Origin of the sequence: Agromyces litoreus (assembly GCF_040496015.1) — a bacterium.
GTDB classification, from domain to species: Bacteria; Actinomycetota; Actinomycetes; order Actinomycetales; family Microbacteriaceae; genus Agromyces; species Agromyces litoreus.
In genome coordinates this window covers 104386-120099 of the sequence record NZ_JBEPKA010000008.1, presented here as the reverse complement: position 1 = coordinate 120099, position 15714 = coordinate 104386, and the positions used below count along the sequence as shown (strand labels likewise).

Sequence of the window (15714 nt, the reverse complement as noted above, 5' to 3'; positions counted from 1 at the left end):
GCTACGACTGGCGGCCGACGGGCGGCTCGCCGACGAACTCGTGCGCCTCGCGCGCGAGCTCGGACCAGAGCTGGCGGTCGGCGACGCGGACCCACGTGCGGCTGTCGCCGCCGCGCGTGGAGTGGAACGGCTCGACGATGCCGCGGCTCCGCAGGTCTTCGGACCGCGCCTCGGGAAGGTCGACGACGAGCTGCTCGCCCTCGAGGAATGCGAACAGGCGGCGCTTCACGAGCAGGCCGTCGGGCGTCGCATCCACGTCGTAGTCGGCGTCTTCGAGCAACTCGGTCGCGACCGCCTGGTACGCGGTCTCCGCGTCGTCCATGTCGTCCCCCTCGTCCGTACGTCGTTCGCACGTTCCGCTGGGAGCCTACGCCGCGGTCCGTCCCACCGGGACGCTACGCTGCACACCATGCCCGTCGCCCCCCTCGTCCTCACGCTCGGGGCCGGCGTCGTCGGTGCCGTGCTGGGCTGGTGGCCGCTCGCGACGTGGGCCGACCGGAACATCCATCGCGACCGGGCCGAGCGGATGTCGCTGCGCGCGCTGCGCGGCTGGTCCGCCGGGTCGACGGCAGTGGTCGTCGCCGTGCTCGCCTGGCGATTCGGCATCGATCCGGTGCTGCCGGCGCTGCTCGCGCTCGCCGCGGCCGGCGTCGCCCTCTCGATCGTGGACCTGACCGAGCAGCGGCTGCCGAACGCGATGCTGCTGCCGACGTCGCTGGCACTGGCGGTCCTCCTGGTCATCGCCAGCACGATCACGGGGGAGTGGCTCGCGCTCGCATGGGCCGCCGCCGGAGGTGCTGCGATGTTCGCGTTCTACTTCGCGCTCGCGCTCATCTCGCCGAAGGCGATGGGGATGGGCGACGTCAAGCTCGCGCTGCCGATCGGGTTGGTGCTCGGCTGGTTCGGGTGGGGGGCCTGGGTAGCCGGGCTCCTCGGCGCCTTCATCGTGGGCGGCGTGGTGGCGATCGTCGCGCTCGCGCTGCGTCGAGTGACGCTCAGGGGTTCGATCCCGTTCGGGCCGTCGATGCTGGCGGGCGCGCTGGTCGCGCTGGTGATGGTGGGGGACTGAACACGGGCCCGTACGCCGAACGTGTCGGGTTTGTCCCCCGAAAGGCATAACAACATAGCACCGGGTTCCAGACCATCTGGTTACGACGAGGTCACAGTGTCCCCCGCACTGCCCCCAATCGAGGGGTGCCCCGAAAGGGGGCATAGCGCACTCTCCGATCGCGTCGATACGGTTCACAGGCCGCTTGCAGTCGTGGGCGGCACCCAGTTTCTTGGAACGACCCGAAGGGTGTCTCTCATGCTCAAGCTCTACACGAAGGCTCAGGCCCGTCTCGCCCAGCTCCGCGAGCAGGAGGCCGGCAACGCGGCTGAGTACGGCCTGATCATCGCCGTCGTCGCACTCGGTATCATCGGCGGCCTGGTCATTCTCGCCGGCGCCCTCAACGGCATGTTCGGCAACGTCGCGGCCAACCTCTGACGCCTCCACGCGCGGCGGACCTCGGCGACGCCGAGGTCCGCGTCGCCGTACCTAGGAGTAGGCCATGAGCCGACGCCGGAACGATCGCGGTGCCGCCGCGGTCGAGTTCGCACTGATCATCCCGGTGCTCGTGCTGCTCGTGCTCGGCATCATGGAGTTCAGCCGCCTCTACAACCAGCAGATCTCGCTGACCAATGCGGCGCGTGCGGCGTCGCGTGTCATGGCCATCTCGAACGACTCCGGCGAGGCAGTCAGCGCCGGCATCGCGGCGGCTCCGTCGCTCAACCCCCCGATCGGCGGCGGGAACATCGCCTTCAGCCCCGGCACCTGCACGTCAGGCGCGGTCATGACCGCCACCGTCACCTACCAATCCACCCTGGTCACCGGGGCCTTCGGCGCCACGTTCAATCTCACGGGAGAGGCGGCCACCCCATGCGGCGGTTGATGAAGCGGTTCCGTACCGAACGTGGCGCGAGCGCGGTGATGTTCGGGCTCCTGCTCATCCCGCTGCTCGGTTTCGGCGGCATCGCCGTCGACGTCGGCGCCCTCTACGCAGAGAAGGCGGAACTTCAGAACGGCGCGGATGCCGCTGCACTCCAAGTCGCGATCGCGTGCGCGAAGGATCCCGGCGCGGCCGCGTGCCTCGCCGCCGACCCGTCTGGGATCGCTGGAGCGAACGACTCCAGCGACGGGATCGAGGACATCCAGTCCGTGTCGGTCGACACGGTCGAGAACACGGTCGTCGTCACGACGAACACCGAGGACATCGGCGTGCGGCACCCGCTCGCCTCGATGATCCCCGGCATCGGAGACGCCACCGTCGTGACCGCCACAGGCGCCGCCGAGTGGGGCCAGCCCGTCCGAGGCACGACCCTCGCGCTCGCGATCGGGTACTGCGAGTTCCTCGACCACCCGCCGCAGGAGGATGTTGCGAGCCCGACGAAGATCCTCGTCGAGTACAACACCGGCACGCGTATCAGCTGCCCGGGGGCGTTCGCCCCGGGTGGATTCGGATGGCTCCCGTCGCTCGACTGCTCGATCGAGATCGACGTCGCGAACCCGTGGGTCCTGAGCAAGCCGGGTATCAGCACCACCGGAACGGCGTGCGACGAGGCGTACATGGCGACGCTCCTGGGTGAGACCGTCTTCATCCCGATCTACGATGAGTTCACGGGCAGCGGCTCGAACGTGCTCTTCCACATCCAGCAGTTCGCCGCATTCAAGATCACCGGCTTCAAGATCAGCGGTAGCAACGCATACACCGATCCCGGCGCTCCCCGCTGTGTCGGTGCCTGCCGCGGCGTTCAGGGCTACTTCATGAAGTTCGTCGCCGTCGACGACGCGTTCGAGCTGGGCAACGGCGTGCCCAACGGCGCGGCGATCGTCCGACAGATCCTCCCCCCGGCGCCCTGATCGCGCCGCAGGCTCGAAGCCGAACTCCCTACAGAAAGGCCCCAGGTGATCCGGATCATCGGCGCTATCGTCGCCATCCTGCTGGCAATCGGCGGAGGTGCAGCCCTCTTCCTCTACGTGCAGACCGCCGACCGGCGCGCCGCCGAGGGCGCCGAGTTCCAGCCGGTCTACGTGCTCACCGAGCCTGTGCCGCAGGGCACGCCCGGGGAGTCGATCTCGGAGTACCTCGAGATCGACGAGTTGCCCGCGATCGCCATCCAGCCGGACATCGTCACCGATCTCACCACCCTCGAGGGCATGGTCACGAACGCCCAATTGCTGCCGGGCGAGCAGCTGCTTCAGGCGAGGTTCTCGTCGCCGGACGAGCTGGCCGATGCCGGTGAGGTCGTCCTGCCCGACGGGCTGCAGGAGATCACGGTCGCGCTGTCGGTGCAGCGGATGGTCGGCGGAGAGGTCTCGGCGGGTGACAAGGTCGGCATCCTCCTCTCGACGAACACGCGGTCCGAGGCGGCGAACGACCAGACGGCGCAGACGAAGTTTGTCCTCAACGACATTCTCGTCACCCGGGTGACCGCCGGAAGCACGCTGACCACCGGCGAGTCGAACAACGAGGACAGCCGGGAGATCAGTGCGTTCTTCGTGACGCTCGCCGTCACCGCCGGGCAGGCGGAGAAGATCGCGTACGGCGCGGAGGCGCAGGAGGATGGCAACGGCGGTCTCTGGCTGACGCTGCAGCCTGATGGCACCGAGAACGAGGGGTCATCGCTCCGGAGCGGGGAGAACGTCTTCCCGTGACCCGGTACCTCCTGGTCAGCCGCAGCGCGGAGTACGAATCCCGGCTCCGCCGGCTCCTCCGCGCCCGGTTGCAGGTCGTGCCCGGCGAGTACGTGACCTTCGGCCCCGAGTCGGTGCTCGGCCAGGTGGAGCGCTCGCCGCGGATCGCGTTGCTCGGTCCGCTCGTGAGCTACGAGGAGACCAAGTCCCTCATCGGCGCGCTCGCGGAGCGGTATCCCGGCATCGGCCTCATCGTCGTCCGCGAGCAGCGGTCGGACCTCGAGGACTGGGTCGACGGCATGGAGATCCACGCGGTACTGAGCCCGGAGGCCGCCGACGGCACCACGGAGGCGCTGCTGTCGCGGCTGGACGACTGGCTCGTCGCCTCGGGCCGCCTCTCCGAGATCACCCCGGAGGAGCTGGCCGACGAGGCCCGGCGCGAGGACGTCGCGAGCATCTTCGCGCAGCTGTCGCCGGTCGTCGAGGAGGACCCGGCGCCGCCCCTGCTTGTCGATCGCGGTGACGTCGGCGTGGTGGCCCTCGAGGAGCCGGCTCCCGAACCGGAGCCCGAACCCGAACCGGAGCCCGAACCCGAGTGGGTCATCCCGCCGATCGGCGAGGGGGTCCGGTCGGAGATCATCGTCGTCGCCGCTCCCAAGGGCGGGCAGGGCAAGACGACGACGGCGATGAACCTGTCGGCCGGCCTTGCCGAGGTGCACCCGAACTCGGTCGTGCTCGTCGATGCGGACGTGCAGTTCGGCGACATCGCGAACGCGCTCGACCTGCGGCCGCAGTACTCGCTCTCCGACGTGGTCGGCGTAGGAGACGACGAGGTCGCGATGAAGGCCCTCCTGACGAGGCACGACGACGACTTCTTCGTGGTCGCGGCGCCGCCGTCGCCAGAACTGGCCGACCAGATCCCGCCCGCGGCCCTCGCCGGCCTGCTCCGGCGCCTCGCGGGCATGTTCCGGTTCGTCGTCGTGGACACCACGCCGGGGCTCGGGGAGCACACCCTCGTCGCGCTCGAAGAGGCGACCGACGGCGTGTTCGTCACCAACATGACCGTGCCGAGCTTGCGGGCACTGCGCAAGGAGTTCGAGCTGCTCGTCACCCTCGACCTGCTCCCGGCCAATCGCCACATCGTGCTCAACTTCGTCGAGAAGAACACCGGCCTGCTCGCCAAGGATGCTGAGCGCATCCTCGGCGCGCAGGTCGACGTCGAGGTCCCTCGTTCGCTCGGGGTCGTGCACGCGTCGAACGCCGGCACGCCGCTCATCCACCACGACGTCCGCGACCCCGCGGCACGGGCGATCCGCACTGTCATCCAGCGGATCGAACCCGACGCCATCCCCACCAGAAAGCGCATCCACAGGAAAGCGAGGGCAGCCCAGTGAGCCTGAGCGATCGACTCGAACGTGCCAGAGGCGGCCGCCGGAGCGCCGGCGTCGAAGTGCCGCCGGATCACCCCGGCGGAGACGCCCCCCACGTCGCCGCAGCCTCGGAACCCGAAGTCGTGGCGGTCGAGCGTCCGGAGTCAGTAGCTGCGGAGGGGGACGTCGTCGGCGAGACCGAGAGGACGGAGGTGTCGGTCCATGACGAGCACACGAGCACATGGGCCGCGCTGGCCGGTGACGACACCGCAGCGGCGCACATCGCAGACCCACTGACCGATCTCAAGGAGCGCGCGGCACAGGAGCTCTTCCGCCGCATCGGCACGAGGCTCAACGACTCGAGCATGACCGAGGAGAGGCTTCACGCGCTCGCCCGCGAGGAACTCGGGTTGATCGTCGAAGCGGAGCAGGTCGCGCTCACGACGGCAGAGCGCAATCGGCTCATCACTGAGATCGGCGCCGACGTGCTCGGCTTCGGCCCACTCGAGCCGTTGCTCGATGATCCGGAAGTCACTGAGATCATGGTCAACCGCTTCGACCAGATCTTCGTCGAGCGCTCCGGCCGACTCTACGAGTCGCGCACCCGCTTCACGGGCGAGCCGCAGCTTCGACGGGTCATCGAGCGGATCGTCTCGCGCGTCGGGCGTCGTATCGACGAATCGTCGCCGCTGGTCGACGCTCGGCTCGCCGATGGTTCGCGCGTGAACGCCATCATCCCGCCCCTCGCGGTCGACGGCTCATCCCTGACGATCCGCAAGTTCGCGCGCACCCCGTACACGGTCGAGGACCTGATCGGCTTCGACACCCTCACACGAGAGATGGCCACGCTGCTCGACGCCGCGGTGCGCGCGAAGCTCAACATCTTGGTCTCCGGTGGTACGGGCACCGGAAAGACCACCCTGCTCAACGTACTCTCCGCCTTCATTCCGGGCGACGAGCGCATCATCACGATCGAGGACGCGGTCGAGCTCCAGCTCCAACAGGACCATGTCGTGCGGCTCGAGTCGCGTCCGGCGAACATCGAGGGCCGTGGTGAGATCACGATCCGCGACCTCGTACGGAACTCCCTCCGCATGCGGCCCGACCGCATCGTGATCGGCGAGGTCCGAGGCGGGGAGAGCCTCGACATGCTCCAGGCGATGAACACCGGTCACGAAGGTTCGATCTCGACCATCCACGCGAACTCGCCCCGCGATGCGCTCTCGCGACTCGAGACGCTCGTGCTCATGGCCGGCATGGACCTGCCGTTGCGCGCCATCCGCGAGCAGATCGCATCGGCGATCGACGTCGTCGTGCAGATCTCCCGACTCCGGGACGGGACGCGTCGCATCGTCTCGGTCACGGAGGTCCAGGGCATGGAGGGCGAGATCATCACCCTGCAGGACGCCTTCGCCTTCGATTTCGCGGCAGGCATGGATCAAGAGGGCCGGTTCCGGGGGCATGCCATCCCCACCGGCGTTCGTCCGCGCTTCGTCGACCAGTTCGAGGAGCTCGGAATCGTCGTGCCATCGAGCATCTTCCGGTATGAGCCGCGGGGTCTCGGGATCGGGGAGATCGCGTGAACCTCCTCTTCGCCGTCGGACTCACCTTCGCGATCCTCGCCGTGCTGACGCTCGTCCTCTTGGTCATCGCACCTCCGCCGAAGCGGGTTGCGGTGGAGCGGCGCCTAGCGCCGGGCGAGGAGTACGTCTCGGCGCTGACCCGCGCGACCGACAAGACCGTCGAGGTCATCGACACCGCCATGGCTCAGCGCAGCCGGGGGTTGTTCAACGAGGAACGCCTCGAATTGGCAGGCATCCGCACGTCACCCTCGGGCATGATCCTCCTGACGTTCTCCCTCGCGGCCGTACTGGCCGTACTCGGGGCACTCGTCGGCTTCGGTTCGTGGTGGGCGGTCCTCTGGGCGCTGATCTTCGCCGCACTTGCGCCGCTCCTCGTGTCGATGGTGCTGACGGTGCGGACGAGTCGGCGCCGCGCCGCCTTCGCGGACCAGCTCGACGACACCCTCCAACTCGTCTCCGGAAACCTGCGGGCCGGCCACGGGCTCACCCAGGCATTGGACTCGGTCGCCCGGTTCGCGGACCCGCCCACGACCGAGGAGTTCTCGCGCATCGTCAACGAGACGAGGCTCGGTCGCGACCTCGGTGATGCCTTGATGAGCACCGCCCACCGCATGCGGTCCGACGACTTCACCTGGGCGGCTCAGGCGATCGACATCAACCGGGCGACTGGTGGGAATCTCTCCGAGACGCTGCAGCGGACCGCGGCGACGATCCGCGAACGCAACCAGATTCGCCGTCAGGTGAAGGCGCTCAGTGCCGAGGGTCGACTCTCGGCGACGATCCTGTTGATTCTGCCGGTCGCCGTCTTCCTCGGCGTGCTCCTCCTCCAGCCGGGCTACCTCGCCCCGTTCTTCCTGCCACCGTGGGGCTGGATCGCGATGGTCGTGGCCGTCGTCCTCATGGCGGTCGGCACCGTCTGGATGCTCATGGCCGTCCGAGTGAAGTTCTAGGGGCACACGATGTGGGTCGCGTATATCTCCATCGCCGTCATCGCCATCGCGGTCGGCGTGCTCGTCTTCCTCGTGTTCACCACCATCCCGGTGAAGGCCAACGTCGTGGCCGTCGTCGCCCCCGCGACTGAGACCGAGCGCGCCCGCGTGGAGAAGGCCACGTTCTCCGAAACCCTCGCCGCCGTGATGCCGACGGGGTACACGGGATGGGTCCAGCGCAAGATCATCTACGCCGGACGAGCCGGGCAATGGACCGTGGGCGGGTTCCTCATCGTCAGACTGGTCGTCACGATCGTGGGCGTCCTGTTCGTCCTGCTCGCCGCATTCGGCACCGAGTTGCTGATGTTCCGCATCCTCGGAATCGCCTTCGGCGTGCTGGTGTTCTTCGCGCCCGAGATCATGCTCGCGAGCCGGGCCGACGACCGGCAGAAGGCCATCCTGCTCGCATTGCCCGACACCCTCGATCAGATGACGATCGCCGTCGAGGCGGGGCTCGGGTTCGAAGCGGCAATGGCCAAGGCGGCGCAGGGAAGCCAGGGTCCGCTCTCCGAGGAGCTCATCCGCACGCTGCAGGACATGAGCATCGGCCGATCCAGGAGCGACGCGTACTCGGCGCTCCTCGCGAGGACCGATTGCACCGACCTCAAGCGATTCGTGCGGGCCGTGCAGCAGGCCGATCGCTACGGCATCGCGATCGCCGACGTGCTGCGAGTCCAATCCGGCGAGATGCGGATCAAGCGACGCCAGCGTGCGGAGGAATCGGCGATGAAGGTGCCGATCAAGGTCGTATTCCCGCTGGTCTTCTCGATTCTGCCGGTTCTCTTCATCGTGCTGCTCTACCCGGCCGTCGTGGGCATCATCGGGGCCTTCTTCTGATCGGACCCTCGCGGGACGCGGTCGCAGGTTGATTGTGCCCGGGTTCCGCGGCGCGCCCCGTTCGAATCAGAACAGTCCCGGTACGAAGCGACGCGTGCGGAGCTTGTACTCCGCGTACTCGGGGATGTGCCGCTCGAGCAGGCGTTCCTCCTGGATGGCGCGGTAGACCTGCACGACACCGACCAGGACCAGGATCCCGACCTTGGCCCAACTCGGAGAGAAGCACACCGTCCCGACGAGCGTGATCATCTCGCCGACGTAGAGCGGATTCCGCGTGTACCGGTAGGGCCCGTGCTTGACGAGGGTCCGCACCTTCGCCTCCACGCCGAAACTCCGGCCGAGGGTGATGAGCGAGGCGACGGTGAACGTCATTCCCACGGTCATGAGGGATACGGCGAACAGTTCGATCCCGGCCGAGACCTCGGCGCCCCCGAGGAACGCGAACGAGATCGGGAGGAAGGAACCCACGTACGCCGCGGCGGTGGGCAGCACCCCGGTGCTGCGAGCGCTCGCCGGTTTCCTGATGAGCAGCAACAGGACGATGACGACGTAGAACGATGCCAGCAGGACCAGGTACGCGACGTTGAGGAAGCCCACGAAGCCGGAGCTCGCTTCGCGCTGACCCTGGGAGAACAGCGACACGAACGTCACACACAGCAGGGGCACGATGATGGCGAGCAGGACCAAGCGCTCGACGTCGATCGTTCGGAGTTGCTCGCGTAGTCGCATGAATCCTCCGGTGCACAGGAACGTGCCCGGGACAGGTGAGGCTGGGGTTGGGCGACGTGGAAAGATCATATCCGCAGCACTGCCCACCGCAATGGCGCGGATGCACCGCGCGGCGGTCCTCCCGACGCGTCGATGGCGATCACGAGCCGAGGGCTCGCCGGGTTGCCTAGGCTGGCCACGAGGGGGTCCGCATGGGGGATGCAGCCGACTGGCGGCCCGACGTGCTCGGGCCGGGGTTCGAGCAGCTCACGCTGCCGCTCGGCTCCGATGACGAGGGCGAGGTCGTCGCGACGCTGGTGCGATATCGGCCCGGAGGTGACGAGCACGACGGGGACGGGCGAGCTCGCCGCTGGCGATGGCCGTGGCAGCGCGAACCCGAACGCGATCGGCCGCCCGCGGCGTCCGGGTGCGACGTGCTCTACGTGCACGGCTGGAGCGACTACTTCTTCAACCCCGAGCTCGCCCGCTTCTGGGAGCACGAGGGGGCCCGGTTCTTCGCACTCGACCTGCGCAAGTACGGACGCAGCCTCCGGGAGTGGCAGACGCCCGGCTACGCGACCGACCTCGCGGTCTACGACCAGGACGTCGACGCGGCGCTCGCCGTGATGCGCGACGAGGGCGCGGACGGGGACGATGCACCATCCCCGCGCCCGCTCATCCTGCTCGGGCACTCGACCGGCGGTCTCACGCTCAGCCTGTGGGCCGCGCGCCACCCCGGGCGGGCCGCCGCGCTCGTGCTGAACGCGCCGTGGCTGGAGTTCCAGTTGAGCGGCATCGGGCGCCAGGCGATCCAGCCGATGATCGGATTCCGCGCCCGGCTCGACCCGATGGGTCCGCTGCCGAACGTCGACCTCGGCTTCTACACCCGGTCGGTCGCGCACGAGCAGGACGGCGAGTGGGAGTACGACCACGCATGGCGGCCCGACCGCGGCTTCCGCACGCATCCCGCCTGGCTGACCGCGATCCTCGCCGGGCACGCGACGATCGCCGCCGGCGTCGAGGTCGGCTGCCCGGTGCTCACCGTGCTGTCGGCGCGATCGACGCTGCTGCCGAGGTGGGATCCGGCGATGCTGACGTCCGACATCGTCCTCGTGGTCGACGAGATCGCCGAGCGCTCGCTCAAGCTCGGTCGCGACGTCACGGTCGCGCGGATCGAGGGTGCGCTGCACGACGCGTTCCTGTCGCGCGAGCCGGCCCGCAGTGCGGCGTACGCCGCGATCCTCCGATGGCTCCGGGGGTATGCGCCCGCGGGCGAGGATCGCGCTAGGTGACGGCGTCGCCGTGCCGGTGGGCGACGTGCCATCCGCCCGCCTCACGACGGTAGACCTGCGTGACCCGCAGCGTGTACGAGCGTGGTGCGCCGTCGACCGAGACCGAGGTGTGCTCGAGCGCGACCGTGTACGCGACGTCGCCGATCACGTCGACGGCGAGGAGCTCGACCTCGAAGCGCGTGCAGTCCGAGAAGCTCGCGCCCAGGAAGTCGAACAGGGCGTCGACCTCGGGCGACCCGATCGCGTTGCGCCAGGCGCCCAGCACGCTCACAGGCTCGGTGCGCGACCAGAGGGCCCGACGCGGCTCGGGGTCGCCGTCGTGCAGCGCGCGTTCCGCCTCGGTGAGCGGGCCGTGCAGCCAGGCGAGGAACTCCTCGTTCGCAGTCATGCGCTCAGCATGGGTCGCCGTCGCGTCGCGCGCAAGCGCATCGCGTGGAGCCGCCCGCCCGGGTCAGCGGAAGTTGACGAACTGGAGGTCGACGTCGAGGTCGGCGGCCTTCAGCAGCCGGATGGTCTCCTGCAGGTCGTCGCGGCTCTTCGACGAGACACGCAGCTCGTCGCCCTGGATCTGCGACTTCACCGACTTCGGTGCCTCGTCGCGGATCAACTTGCCGATCTTCTTGGCGTTCTCCTGCGAGATGCCGTCCTTCAGGGCGACCTCGATGCGGAACTCCTTGCCCGACGCGTACGGCTCGCCGGAGTCGAGCGACTTCAGCGAGATGCCGCGCTTGATGAACTTCGACTGCACGACGTCGAGCACCGCCTTGACGCGCTCCTCGGAGCTCGCCTTCAGCAGGATCTTCTCGCCGGACCACTCGACCGACGCGCCCACGCCCTTGAAGTCGTAGCGCTGGTCGACCTCCTTGCGGGCCTGGTTGACGGCGTTCTCCGCCTCCATCTTGTCGACCTTGCTCACGATGTCGAACGTCGAATCAGCCATGGGCGCCAGTCTACCGAGCGGTCGGCGGATGCCACGGGCGAGCGGATGCCGCGGGACGGGCGCCGGTGCCTCGTCCCGGTCGGCCCTGCCGGTCGCGATGACCTACCCTTGATCCGTGATCCTGAGCGAACGTCGCGTCCTGCGCGCGACTGCGGCGTGATCGACCCGCTCGGTGCGGCCGCCTTCGCGGTCGCCGTCATGACCGCCGCCGTCGCCCAGTCCGCCACCGGGTTCGGGTTCGCGCTCATCGCCGCCCCCGCCCTCATCCTGATGGCGCCGGACCGGAGCCCGTTCGCCCTGCTCGCCGCGAGCCTCGTGGTGCTGGTGACCACCCTCTGGGACAACCGCTCGGGCTTCGAGTGGCGGGTCGTGCTGCCCATCGTCGCGGCATCGGTTCCGGGGGCGATCGCCGGCACGCTCGTGCTCGCCGTCGCGGGCGGGCCGGAGCTGCGCACCGTCATCGGCGTGCTCGTGATCGCCGCGAGCACGATCGGCCTGCTCGGGCTCCGGTTGCCGCAGCGGCGCGCGACGATCCTCGCCGCGGGCGCGTTCGCGGGCGGCCTCAACTCGCTCGCGTCGATGCCGGGGCCGCCCCTCGCCGTCGCCTACCGACCGGACCGGCCCGACCGGCTCCGTGCGAACACCGCCGCCGCCTTCCTCGGGATGACTCCGGTCTCGATGGCGACCACGGTCATCGCCGTCCCGCCCGACCTCGTCGACCTCCAGCTCGCCGGGGTCATGGCCGCGCTCGCGGGGCTCGGCCTCCTCGTGGGACGCGGCTGGGTGCGGCGACTGCCGATCCGCATCGTCTCGCGCGCGGCGCTCGGCCTCAGTGCGGCCGCGGGCGCGACGCTCGTCGTGACCTCGCTCGCCGCGGTCGGCTGACGCGGGCTGCGGTGTCGGGGCGGGTCAGCGCTCGGGCGGCACGGCCGTCGACGAGCGCACGCGGAGCTCGAACGGCAGGGGAGTGGCGGCCGCGGGCGACGCGCCCTCGGGGCCGGGCTCGAGCTGCTCCATCAGGATCTCGACCGCGTGCTCGCCCTGGCCCTGCGGGAACTGGGCGACCGTCGACAGGCCGAAGAAGTCGGAGAGGTCGTAGTCGTCGACGCCGATGATCGACACGTCGCGCGGCACGACCATCCCGAGGTCGCGCGCCGCGAGGATCGAGCCGATGGCCATCTCGTCGGACGCCGCGAAGATCGCCGTCGGCCGGTCGTGGGGCACGCCGAGCAGCTGCTTCGCGGCGTGGTACCCGCCCGCCACGGTGAAGTCGGCCGGCGCGAACAGGCGCGGGTCGGGCTCCACGCCGACCTCGCGGAGCGAGGCCTCGTACCCGAGCCGGCGGTTGGTCGGCAGGTGGAAGTCGAGGTCGAACTCGAGGTCGCCGCCGATGTGCGCGATCCGGCGGTGCCCGAGCGCGATCAGGTGGTCGGTCGCGAGGCGCGCGACCGCGACGTCGTCGATCGTGAGCGTCCGCACGCCCGGGATCGGGCCGCCGACGCCGACGAGCGGCTTGCCGAGGTCGTGCAGGCGCTGGACCTCGGGTTCGGTGAGCTCGAGCGAGACCGCGACGACGGCGTCCACGCGCTGCCGGAGGAGGAAGTGCTCGAACACGCTCGAGCGCTCCCGGCCGTCGCCCGCGAGGTTGTAGAGCGTGAGGTCGTAGCCGTGCCGGAGCAGCGAGCGCTGGGCGCCCTCGAGCACCGCCGAGAAGAACCACCGGTTCAGGAACGGGATCACGACGCCGACGTTGCGGGTGCGCCCGGAGGCGAGGCTCGACGCGTTCGACGAGACGACGTAGCCGAGCTTCGTCGCCGCATCCTCGACCTTCGCCTTGGAGGTCGGCGAGACGTGCCCGCGCCCGCTGAGGGCGCGCGAGACCGTCGCGGTGGACACCCCCGCGAGCTTGGCCACCTCTTCGATGCCGACCATGGAATACTCCGCCTGCCTCCGTCCTCGGAGCGTCGGACGGGCGCTGCCGATCCTATCGCCGGACGGAGTGGCGCGTTGAGCGCGGCGGCGGCGTGCGGTAGAAAGGTGCGGGTCCGGGCGGGCCCTCAGGGGGGTTCGGCCTGCCACCCGTCTGTTCGAAGGGACGTCCGCCGTGAAGTGGATCAAGCGCATCGTCTTGGCGCTCGTCATCGGGTTCGCCCTGTTCTACACGATCACCCGCCCAGAGGATGCCGCGGCCGCCGTGCAGGGCGCGTTCGAGGCCGTCTGGGGCGCCATCGAGGCCGTCGGCCGCTTCTTCACCTCGCTCGTCTCCTGACCGCGAGACCCGTCGTGAACCCGCGCGCCCGAAGCCTCTTCGACCCCCGCGTCGAGCGGTTCCTGATCGCCGACGAGGGCGAGGTCGTGGTCGACGAGGTGGCCAAGCACTGGGCGGCGATCGCGACGCCGGTGCTCGGACTCGTGGCATCCGTGCCCCTGCTCCTGCTGGCCTTCGTCGTGCCGCCGCAGGCGTGGTGGCTTCCCGCAGTGCTCGCCCTCGGGCTCGCGATCTGGGCCATGTCGCGCATCCTGCAGGCCCAGATGGACCGATTCGTGATCACGAACATGCGCGTGTTCCGCGTCCACGGCATCCTCTCGCAGCACATCGCGACGATGCCGCTCGCGCGAATCCTCGACATCTCGGTGCACCAGCCGTTCATCGGTCGCGTCTTCGGCTACGGCCACTTCGTGTTCGAGTCGGCCGCGCAGAACCAGGGCCTGAACCGGATCCGGTACGTCGGCAACCCGCGCGAGCGCGACCTCACCATCCAGCGCACCATCGCGCGCGCCGGCCTGCGCGGGGCGGTGAACCGCGGCGCCGGCGTTCCGGAGCCCGGCGGCATCTCGGTGCGTGCGGCGACCGGTTCGCACGACGCGGCCTCGACCGGCGTCGGCGTCGACGATCGGCACGAGCGGTTCGGCCCGAACGACACGATGCCGATCGATCGGCTCTAGCCCGCGTCGGGCCGGGTTCCCGAACCCGCATCGAGCCGGTTCCCGGAGCCGCACCATCCGATGCCGGCCTCGATTTCGTGCAGCGGCACCGCGCGGGTATCCTTGTGTGGCCCCCGGTCATGTGAACAACGTGGTCGGGCGTACGGCGAGTTACCCAAGCGGCCAAAGGGATCTGACTGTAAATCAGCTGTCTACGACTTCGGGGGTTCGAATCCCTCACTCGCCACGTCTGGAAGCCCCGGTTCGCCGGGGCTTCCGTCGTTCTCCCGCGGGCGTGGGCGCCCCGGGCGTAGCGTGGGGGCCATGACCCAGCACGCCGCGCCCGTGGCATCCGCCGACCTGCTCGCCGTGGCGCGACGCATCGCGCTCGCCGCCGCCGACCGCGCCCTCGAGGAACGCCGTCGCGGCGTCAGCGTCGCCGCGACGAAGTCGACGCCGACCGACATCGTGACCGCGGTCGACCGCGACACCGAGGAGCGCATCCGCTCGATGATCCTGGACGCCCGGCCCGACGACGGCATCTTCGGCGAGGAGGAGGACGCGCACGTCGGCTCGACCGGCCTGAACTGGGTGGTCGACCCGATCGACGGCACCGTCAACCTGCTCTACGACATCCCGGCCTGGTCGGTGAGCATCGCGGTGGTCGACGGCCCGCCCGATCCGGAGCACTGGCGCGCGCTCGCGGGGGTCGTCGTCAATCCGGTCTCGGGAGAGGTCTTCGAGGCGCACGCCGGCGGCGGGGCGCGGCTCGGCGACCGCGACCTGCGGGTCAACGAGGACGTGCCGTTGTCGCGCGCGCTCGTCGGCACGGGCTTCGGCTACTCCGCGGATCGCCGCCGCAGCCAGGCGGAGGTGCTCGTTCGCATGCTGCCGCAGATCCGGGACATCCGGCGGTTCGGTTCGGCGGCGCTCGACCTGTGCGCCGTGGCGGCCGGACGCCTCGATGCGTTCTACGAGGTCGGCCTGAACCCGTGGGACCACGCGGCGGGCGGCCTGGTCGTGCGTGAGGCGGGCGGGCGGATGGGCGGCCTGCGCGGCGAGGCGGAGAGCGATCGGATGCTGCTCGGCGCCACGTCGTCGGTGTTCGACGAGCTCGCCGCGCTGCTCGAGGGCTCGGGTGCGTGACGGCTCGCACCGTGCCGCGATCGACCACCCGTGCAACATCTGTCCGCGATCCCGGACGGCACCCGGCGAATCGTCCGTCCGACGTGGCGCGATGACGCGTGAGCGGTTAGTCTTTACCGATCCGTGACCAACGGGCCCTGAACCGGGTCGCGGCGCCCCCGTCAGCCCCCCGAACGAGCGAAAGTCCCCCGACGTGCCCGAGATCCCCCTCGTGCCCGACCATTCAGCGCCAGGCACCCAGGACCCTCTGC

The 15714-nt window shown here is 69.8% G+C and carries 19 protein-coding genes and 1 tRNA gene; 15 read left to right on the top strand and 5 right to left on the bottom strand.

Annotated features, from left to right (window positions below; genetic code table 11):
* Position 1: 1 nt before the first annotated feature.
* Positions 2–322, bottom strand: coding sequence for a hypothetical protein (locus tag ABME01_RS08275; RefSeq protein WP_353827914.1), 321 nt, complete (start codon positions 320–322; stop codon positions 2–4).
* A gap of 87 nt (positions 323–409) precedes the next feature.
* Between ABME01_RS08275 and ABME01_RS08270 the strand changes: the two genes are divergently transcribed.
* From ABME01_RS08270 to ABME01_RS08230, 9 genes are all read left to right on the top strand, one after another.
* Positions 410–1069 carry a prepilin peptidase gene (locus ABME01_RS08270; RefSeq protein WP_353827913.1) on the top strand — a complete coding sequence of 220 codons (660 nt, stop codon included), beginning with the start codon at positions 410–412 and terminating at the stop codon, positions 1067–1069.
* 237 nt (positions 1070–1306) lie between these two features.
* Positions 1307–1486 (top strand): Flp family type IVb pilin, encoded by a 180-nt coding sequence (locus ABME01_RS08265; protein ID WP_353827911.1) that lies wholly within the window; start codon positions 1307–1309, stop codon positions 1484–1486.
* A gap of 64 nt (positions 1487–1550) precedes the next feature.
* A complete protein-coding gene (locus tag ABME01_RS08260; RefSeq protein WP_353827910.1) occupies positions 1551–1931 on the top strand; it encodes a TadE/TadG family type IV pilus assembly protein in 381 nt (126 codons plus the stop codon).
* Positions 1931–2899, top strand: a complete 969-nt coding sequence (locus ABME01_RS08255) for a TadE/TadG family type IV pilus assembly protein (protein WP_353827909.1) — start codon at positions 1931–1933, stop codon at positions 2897–2899. Before ABME01_RS08260 ends, ABME01_RS08255 begins: the two co-directional genes overlap by 1 nt.
* Before the next feature lie 45 nt (positions 2900–2944).
* On the top strand, positions 2945–3694 hold the full coding sequence (cpaB, locus tag ABME01_RS08250; protein ID WP_353827908.1) for a Flp pilus assembly protein CpaB: 750 nt from the start codon (positions 2945–2947) through the stop codon (positions 3692–3694).
* A complete protein-coding gene (locus ABME01_RS08245; protein WP_353827907.1) occupies positions 3691–5067 on the top strand; it encodes a CpaE/TadZ family protein in 1377 nt (458 codons plus the stop codon). The genes cpaB and ABME01_RS08245 overlap by 4 nt, the downstream gene beginning before the upstream one ends.
* The gene (locus tag ABME01_RS08240) at positions 5064–6626 is read left to right on the top strand and encodes a TadA family conjugal transfer-associated ATPase (RefSeq protein WP_436407415.1); all 1563 of its coding nucleotides are present in this window, start codon (positions 5064–5066) and stop codon (positions 6624–6626) included. The genes ABME01_RS08245 and ABME01_RS08240 overlap by 4 nt, the downstream gene beginning before the upstream one ends.
* A complete protein-coding gene (locus ABME01_RS08235) occupies positions 6623–7576 on the top strand; it encodes a type II secretion system F family protein (protein ID WP_353827905.1) in 954 nt (317 codons plus the stop codon). The genes ABME01_RS08240 and ABME01_RS08235 overlap by 4 nt, the downstream gene beginning before the upstream one ends.
* Positions 7577–7585: 9 nt before the next feature.
* Positions 7586–8452: a type II secretion system F family protein gene (locus tag ABME01_RS08230; RefSeq protein ID WP_353827903.1), complete on the top strand. Its 867-nt coding sequence runs from the start codon at positions 7586–7588 to the stop codon at positions 8450–8452.
* Between the two features lie 66 nt (positions 8453–8518).
* Here the strand turns inward: ABME01_RS08230 and ABME01_RS08225 are convergent, their stop codons facing one another.
* The gene (locus tag ABME01_RS08225) at positions 8519–9181 is read right to left on the bottom strand and encodes a methyltransferase family protein (protein WP_353827902.1); all 663 of its coding nucleotides are present in this window, start codon (positions 9179–9181) and stop codon (positions 8519–8521) included.
* A 191-nt stretch (positions 9182–9372) separates the two neighbouring features.
* Between ABME01_RS08225 and ABME01_RS08220 the strand changes: the two genes are divergently transcribed.
* Positions 9373–10452, top strand: coding sequence for an alpha/beta hydrolase (locus ABME01_RS08220; protein WP_353827901.1), 1080 nt, complete (start codon positions 9373–9375; stop codon positions 10450–10452).
* Here ABME01_RS08220 and ABME01_RS08215 read toward each other — a convergent pair.
* Both ABME01_RS08215 and ABME01_RS08210 read right to left on the bottom strand, forming a co-directional pair.
* Positions 10445–10840 (bottom strand): nuclear transport factor 2 family protein, encoded by a 396-nt coding sequence (locus ABME01_RS08215; RefSeq protein WP_353827900.1) that lies wholly within the window; start codon positions 10838–10840, stop codon positions 10445–10447. The two genes, ABME01_RS08220 and ABME01_RS08215, sit on opposite strands and share 8 nt — an antisense overlap.
* A gap of 63 nt (positions 10841–10903) precedes the next feature.
* Complete coding sequence (locus ABME01_RS08210) at positions 10904–11392, bottom strand: YajQ family cyclic di-GMP-binding protein (RefSeq protein ID WP_353827899.1); 489 nt, start codon at positions 11390–11392, stop codon at positions 10904–10906.
* 156 nt (positions 11393–11548) lie between these two features.
* Between ABME01_RS08210 and ABME01_RS08205 the strand changes: the two genes are divergently transcribed.
* Positions 11549–12277 carry a TSUP family transporter gene (locus ABME01_RS08205; RefSeq protein ID WP_353827898.1) on the top strand — a complete coding sequence of 243 codons (729 nt, stop codon included), beginning with the start codon at positions 11549–11551 and terminating at the stop codon, positions 12275–12277.
* A gap of 24 nt (positions 12278–12301) precedes the next feature.
* Here ABME01_RS08205 and ABME01_RS08200 read toward each other — a convergent pair whose 3' ends face one another.
* The gene (locus tag ABME01_RS08200; protein ID WP_353827897.1) at positions 12302–13324 is read right to left on the bottom strand and encodes a LacI family DNA-binding transcriptional regulator; all 1023 of its coding nucleotides are present in this window, start codon (positions 13322–13324) and stop codon (positions 12302–12304) included.
* A gap of 172 nt (positions 13325–13496) precedes the next feature.
* Between ABME01_RS08200 and ABME01_RS08195 the strand changes: the two genes are divergently transcribed.
* The 4 genes from ABME01_RS08195 (at position 13497) to ABME01_RS08180 (ending at position 15463) form a co-directional block, all read left to right on the top strand.
* On the top strand, positions 13497–13661 hold the full coding sequence (locus ABME01_RS08195; RefSeq protein WP_353827896.1) for a hypothetical protein: 165 nt from the start codon (positions 13497–13499) through the stop codon (positions 13659–13661).
* Positions 13662–13675: 14 nt separating this feature from the next.
* Positions 13676–14338, top strand: coding sequence for a PH domain-containing protein (locus tag ABME01_RS08190; protein ID WP_353827895.1), 663 nt, complete (start codon positions 13676–13678; stop codon positions 14336–14338).
* A gap of 144 nt (positions 14339–14482) precedes the next feature.
* Positions 14483–14564 (top strand) — tRNA-Tyr (locus ABME01_RS08185).
* 77 nt (positions 14565–14641) lie between these two features.
* Positions 14642–15463 carry an inositol monophosphatase family protein gene (locus ABME01_RS08180; RefSeq protein WP_353827894.1) on the top strand — a complete coding sequence of 274 codons (822 nt, stop codon included), beginning with the start codon at positions 14642–14644 and terminating at the stop codon, positions 15461–15463.
* Positions 15464–15714 lie beyond the last annotated feature (251 nt).

Coding starts and splice junctions, on each gene's coding strand:
- ABME01_RS08275 (WP_353827914.1), bottom strand. CDS start 322: ATGGACGACGCGGAGACCGCGTACCAGGCGGTCGCGACCGAGTTGCTC.
- ABME01_RS08270 (WP_353827913.1), top strand. CDS start 410: ATGCCCGTCGCCCCCCTCGTCCTCACGCTCGGGGCCGGCGTCGTCGGT.
- ABME01_RS08265 (WP_353827911.1), top strand. CDS start 1,307: ATGCTCAAGCTCTACACGAAGGCTCAGGCCCGTCTCGCCCAGCTCCGC.
- ABME01_RS08260 (WP_353827910.1), top strand. CDS start 1,551: ATGAGCCGACGCCGGAACGATCGCGGTGCCGCCGCGGTCGAGTTCGCA.
- ABME01_RS08255 (WP_353827909.1), top strand. CDS start 1,931: ATGAAGCGGTTCCGTACCGAACGTGGCGCGAGCGCGGTGATGTTCGGG.
- ABME01_RS08230 (WP_353827903.1), top strand. CDS start 7,586: ATGTGGGTCGCGTATATCTCCATCGCCGTCATCGCCATCGCGGTCGGC.
- ABME01_RS08225 (WP_353827902.1), bottom strand. CDS start 9,181: ATGCGACTACGCGAGCAACTCCGAACGATCGACGTCGAGCGCTTGGTC.
- ABME01_RS08220 (WP_353827901.1), top strand. CDS start 9,373: ATGGGGGATGCAGCCGACTGGCGGCCCGACGTGCTCGGGCCGGGGTTC.
- ABME01_RS08215 (WP_353827900.1), bottom strand. CDS start 10,840: ATGACTGCGAACGAGGAGTTCCTCGCCTGGCTGCACGGCCCGCTCACC.
- ABME01_RS08210 (WP_353827899.1), bottom strand. CDS start 11,392: ATGGCTGATTCGACGTTCGACATCGTGAGCAAGGTCGACAAGATGGAG.
- ABME01_RS08200 (WP_353827897.1), bottom strand. CDS start 13,324: ATGGTCGGCATCGAAGAGGTGGCCAAGCTCGCGGGGGTGTCCACCGCG.
- ABME01_RS08180 (WP_353827894.1), top strand. CDS start 14,642: ATGACCCAGCACGCCGCGCCCGTGGCATCCGCCGACCTGCTCGCCGTG.